This is a genomic window from Micromonospora sp. NPDC050686, assembly GCF_040654475.1.
Lineage (GTDB): Bacteria > Actinomycetota > Actinomycetes > Mycobacteriales > Micromonosporaceae > Micromonospora.
Map to the genome: position 1 here is coordinate 1 of NZ_JBFAID010000114.1, position 5,275 is coordinate 5,275.

At 69.2% G+C, this 5,275-nt stretch carries 4 protein-coding genes; 1 reads left to right on the forward strand and 3 read right to left on the reverse strand.

Translation table 11 applies throughout. The annotated features are described in order from the left end of the window. Positions 1-194: 194 nt before the first annotated feature. From AB0H57_RS32360 to AB0H57_RS32370, 3 genes are all read right to left on the reverse strand, one after another. Positions 195-326, reverse strand: coding sequence for a hypothetical protein (locus AB0H57_RS32360; RefSeq protein ID WP_255509887.1), 132 nt, complete (start codon positions 324-326; stop codon positions 195-197). A gap of 274 nt (positions 327-600) precedes the next feature. After that, entirely contained in the window at positions 601-2,091 is a 1,491-nt protein-coding gene (locus AB0H57_RS32365) for a CoA-acylating methylmalonate-semialdehyde dehydrogenase (protein ID WP_357512493.1), read from the reverse strand. Beyond that, positions 2,088-3,392 carry an aspartate aminotransferase family protein gene (locus AB0H57_RS32370; protein WP_357512495.1) on the reverse strand — a complete coding sequence of 435 codons (1,305 nt, stop codon included), beginning with the start codon at positions 3,390-3,392 and terminating at the stop codon, positions 2,088-2,090. The genes AB0H57_RS32365 and AB0H57_RS32370 overlap by 4 nt, the downstream gene beginning before the upstream one ends. Before the next feature lie 130 nt (positions 3,393-3,522). On the opposite strand from AB0H57_RS32370, the gene AB0H57_RS32375 reads away from it, so the two are divergent. Then, complete coding sequence (locus AB0H57_RS32375; RefSeq protein WP_357512497.1) at positions 3,523-5,124, forward strand: PucR family transcriptional regulator ligand-binding domain-containing protein; 1,602 nt, start codon at positions 3,523-3,525, stop codon at positions 5,122-5,124. The last annotated feature ends 151 nt before the right edge of the window (positions 5,125-5,275 follow it).

Here is a 5,275-nt window from a genome sequence, read left to right on the forward strand (position 1 = left end):
TGCCGTTGCGTGGCGAGTTCCTTGATGCGTTGTTCGGTGAAGTGGTCGCACATCCGTTCGATGACCTCGCTCGGATAGTCGCGACTGTTGACCTCACGCAGGCAGCGCGCTTCAAGCCGTGTTAGCCGTCACCGAAGGTGACGGCTAACAAACCTGGTGCGGTACCGGCGCCGGAGTGCCGACGATCTGGCATGTCAGGTGACCCCGATGTTCAGGTAGAAGTGGCCGAGCTTGAGCGAAAGAGAGGCGCCTCCGAAGTGGTGAATGAGCATGGCCAACAGGATGACGATCAAGATGCAGACGACGAGCCAGATCAGGAACCACACGAACCCTGGGATCCCGTAGCGACCGACGCGAGCCATTAGGCTCGCCCCCTCGCGGTTGGCGCTGCAGCAGGCACCGCCACGCATGCACGTGTCGGCTGTCGATAACTGCGCCCGGCGCTAGCGGACGTCTCCATACAGCCTCCTTCATTGAGGTGTCCGCGAACTTTCCCTACCGAGGCGCGCGTCAAACTGTTGGCGAACGCAACCGGATCAAGCTCAGATGGCCGTCGTCGAGACGTCTGCCACCTGTGTCGCGCGGCTCAGGTTCTGGTGCTCAGCTGTTCTGTGGAAAGCCGAGGTTCACTCCACCGTGGGAGGGGTCGAGCCACCGGCTGATGACCACCTTGGATCTGACGAAGAAGTTCACCCCTTCCGGTCCGTACGCGTGCGCGTCACCGAACAGGGAGTCCTTCCATCCGCCGAAGGAGTAGTACGAGACTGGGACCGGGATCGGGACGTTCACTCCGACCATGCCGATCTCGATCTCATTCTGGTAGCGCCGGGCCGCGCCGCCGTCGTTGGTGAAGATGGCGGTGCCGTTGCCGTAGCGGTTGGTGTTGACCACCTCGACGGCGTCGTCGTAGCTGGGCACGCGCAGCACCGAGAGCACCGGTCCGAAGATCTCGTCGGTGTAGATGGACATGTCGGTGTCGACGTGATCGAAGAGGGTCGGCCCGAGCCAGAAGCCGGCTCGCTCACCGTCGATCGGGTGGCTTCGCCCGTCGACCACCAACTCTGCCCCGGAGGCCCGTCCAGCGTCCAGGTACGACATCACCCGGTCGCGGTGGGCGCCGGTGACCAGTGGTCCCATCTCGCACCCCGGCCGACGGCCGTCGCCGACGTGGAGCGCGGCGATCCGCTCGCTGATCTTGCTGACCAGTGCGTCGCCGACCGGGTCGACGGCCACGACGACCGAGATGGCCATGCAGCGTTCGCCGGCCGAGCCGAACCCTGCCGAGACGGCGGCGTCGGCGGCGAGGTCGAGGTCGGCGTCGGGCAGTACGACCATGTGGTTCTTCGCGCCGCCGAGCGCCTGCACACGCTTGCCGTTGTGGGTGCCGGTCTCGTAGACGTAGCGGGCGATCGGGGTGGAGCCGACGAAGGAGATGGCCTTCACCGCCGGGTGTTCGAGAATGCGGTCGACTGCCTCCTTGTCGCCGTGCACGACGTTGAACACTCCGTCCGGGAGCCCGGCCTCAGCGAACAGTTCGGCGAGGAAGTTCGCCGCGGACGGGTCCTTCTCGCTCGGCTTGAGGACCACGCTGTTGCCGCACGCGATCGCGTTCGGCGCGAACCACAGCGGCACCATGGCGGGGAAGTTGAACGGGGTGATCACTCCGACCACGCCGAGCGGCTGCCGGATGGAGTACACGTCGACCTGGGTCGAGGCGTTTTCGCTGAACCCGCCCTTGAGTATCTGCGGGATGCCGCAGGCGAACTCCACGTTCTCCAGCCCGCGTTGGATCTCCCCCGCGGCGTCGGAAAGCACCTTGCCGTGCTCGGTGGTAATGATCTTGGCCAGTTCGGGCCGGCGGGCGTTCAGCAGTTCCCGGAAGGCGAACATCACGTTTGACCGCTGGGCGTGGGAAGCCGTACGCCAGCGGGTGAAGGCCTCGCCGGCGGCAGCGACGGCCTGGTCGACGACCGCGGCGGTCGCGAAGTCGACGTGCCCTGCGATCTGTCCGGTGGCGGGGTCGTAGATGTCGCCGGCGCGTTCGGTGGCGCCGTTCCACGGCTTGCCGCCGATCCAATGGGTGGTCCTCATCGCTGCTGTGCCTCCTTGGCCACGGCCTCGATCGACTGGGTGAGGATCTCAAGCGCTTCGTCCGCCTCGGCCCGGGTCAGCGTCATCGGTGGTGCCAGGCGGATGACGTTGCCGTACAGGCCGCCCTTGCCGACGAGCAGTCCACGTTCCCGGGATTCCTCCAGCAGTGCGGCGGCGGCCGCCGGGTGGGGCGCGCCGTCGGGTCCGACGAGTTCCAGCGCGATCATCAGGCCCTTGCCGCGGACGTCGCCGACCACGGGATGCGCCTGCGCGACCGCACGGAGGCCGTCGAGCAGCCGGGCACCCAGGTCTGCTGCGTTGGCCTGGAGGTCGTGTTCCAAAAGATAGTTGAGCGAGGCCAGAGCGCCGGTGGTGGCGAGCGGGTTGCCGCCGAAGGTGGAGATCGAGTTGGCGCCGAGGCAGTCCATGAGGTCCGCCCGAGCGATGACTCCGCCGATCGCCAGGCCGTTGCCCAGGCCTTTGGCAAAGGTGATCGCGTCGGGTACGACGCCGTGCGCCTGGATGCCCCAGAAGTGCTCGCCGGTGCGGCCCCAGCCGGTCTGCACCTCATCGGAGACGAGAAGGATCCCGTACTCGTCGAGCACTTTCTTGAACTCGCCGAACAGCCCGTCCGGTGGGGTGGCGAAGCCGCCGACGCCCTGGATCGGTTCGATGATCATGCACGCGACGTCACCTGCGGTCGTCGTCTCGATGATCTCGCGCAGGTCAGCGACGCAGGCGCGGACGTAGTCCGCGTCGGACAGGTCCCGGAAGGGGCTGCGGTAGCGGTAGCCGCCGTGCACCCAGCTCACCTTGACGGGGCTGAGCGCGCTGGCCGACCAGCCGCGGATGCCGGTGATGCCGACGGTGGCGAAGGCGCGGCCGTGGTAGGAGTTGCGCAGGGCGAGCACCTGCTCGCTGCGCCGGCGCTGGGTGGCGAGCATCAGCGCGGTCTCGTTCGCCTCGGTGCCCGAGTTGGTGAAGAACACCTTGGCGTCCGGGATCCCGGAGAGCTCCGCGATCTTCTCCGCGAGCTCGACCTGCGACTGGATCAGGTAGAGCGTGGAGGAGTGCAGCACGCCGGTGTCGATCTGCGACCGGACCGCGTCGCTGATCTCGGCCACGTCGTAGCCGATCGCGTTGGTGAGGATGCCGGCGAAGAAGTCGAGGTAGGTGCGTCCCTCCCGGTCGGTCACCCGGCGGCCGGACGCGCTGGCGAACTCGATCGGCTGTTCGTAGTACAGCGCCAGCCACTTCGGCATCACGGACCGGTGTCTGGTCAGCAGCTCGCGGTGCGCCATCGCGTCCTCCGTATCTCCGCCGGTAGGCCGAGTGTGGCGGCATTCGTTGTCCAACCGCTATGTGCAACCTGTACCGCTCTGCGGCCGCTGCCATTACGGTGTGTGCGATCCCGGTAGTAGGGAGGTCGCGATGTATCCCTCCGTCGCAGACGCCGTCGCGCTGCCGGTGATCCGGCGCGCGAAGCCACAGGTGGTGGCCGGATCGGCCGGGATGCAGGGCCGGGTCCGCTGGGTCCACGTGGCGGAGGTCGCCGACATCGCGCACCTGCTCCGCGGTGGGGAACTGGTACTGACCACCGGCATCGCGCTGCCGGAGGAGCCGGCGGCGCTCACGGGCTACGTGGACGACCTGGCCGCGGTCCACGCGGCGGGACTGGTCATCGAGTTGGTCCGCCGGTGGAACGATCAGGTACCCGAGGCGCTCGTGACAGCGGCCGACCGGCGCCGACTCCCCCTGATCACGCTCGCGGAAGAGACGCGGTTCGTGTCCGTCACCGAGGCGGTGGTGGCGCTGATCGTCGACGCCCAGCTCGCCGAGCTGCGGGCCGCCGAGCAGGTGCACGAGACGTTCACCTCGCTCACCGTGGCCGGGGCCGAGCCGGCCGAGGTGCTGCGCGAGGTGGCCCGGATCTCCGGGCTGCCCGTCGTGCTGGAGACGCTGGGGCACGAGGTGCTCGCGTACGACGCGGCTGGGCAGGATCCCACCGAGCTGCTCGCGGACTGGAGCCAGCGGTCCCGGTCCGTGGCCGTGCCCGAGCGAACGGCCTACGACGAGGAGGCCGGCTGGTTGGTCACGGTGGTCGGCGCACAGGGCGCCGACTGGGGACGCCTGGTGCTGCTCTCGCCGGACCCACCGCCGCACCGGCACATGGTGGTCGCAGAGCGGGCCGCGTCGGCGCTGGCGGTGCATCGGCTGGTGGCCCGTGATCGGGAGAGTCTGGAGCGGCAGACGCATCGGATGTTGCTCGCGCAACTGCTCGGTCAGGCGGTACCGCCGCCGGATCTGGCCGCCCGGGCGGCCGCGCTGGGCGTCGGCCTCGACCGGCGGCAGCTCGTCGGGGTGGCGATCCGGCCCGGGCACGTGACGCCACGCGCGCCTGCGCTGGCCACCCAGGAGGTGCTGCGCGACCTCGCCGAGGTGGCCGCGTCGGCCGCACGGCGGGTGTCAGTGCCCGCGCTGGTCGGCGTCGTGGACGACACGAGCGTACGGGCGCTGTTGTCGCTGCCCGCCCACGCCAGGGTCGACGCGGTCCTACGTCGGCTGGCCGAGGAGGTGCACCGCTCGACGGCCGGCCCGGTGCTGGTGGCGGTCGGCACCACCGTGTCACACGCCGCCGAGGTGCGCCGCAGCCTCAGCGAGGCGGCCCACGTCGCGGGGGCGGCCCTCCGCACCCCCGGTGCGCAGCTCTACCACAAGCTGGACAATGTGCGCCTGCGCGGCCTGTTGCACCTGTTGCGGGAGGACGAGCGGGTCCAGGCGTTCGCAGACCGGGAGTTGGGCCCGCTGCTGGCGCGGGACGCCCACCAGCGCAGCCGGCTGGTGGAGCTGTTGCGCTGCTACTGCGAGCAGGGCGGGAACAAGTCGGCGGCGGCCGCTGCGGCGCACCTGTCGCGTACGGCCTACTACCAGCAGCTGTCGCGGGTCGCGCAGGTGCTCGGGGTGTCGCTGGAGGACCCGGAGTCGGTGCTGTCGCTGTACGTGGCGCTCCTGGTGCACGAACTCGACGCTTAGGCGCCTCGCAGCGTTCGTCATCGACATCACCGCGCCCGGCACACCCACCGTGCTGAGTCAGCTTCTCGGCCCTGAAGGGCCGAGCTTGCAGTTCGTGTCCGGTGCTGGCTGCATCGGTCACGCCGCGTTCGGCAGGCTGACGGCTGCCCAG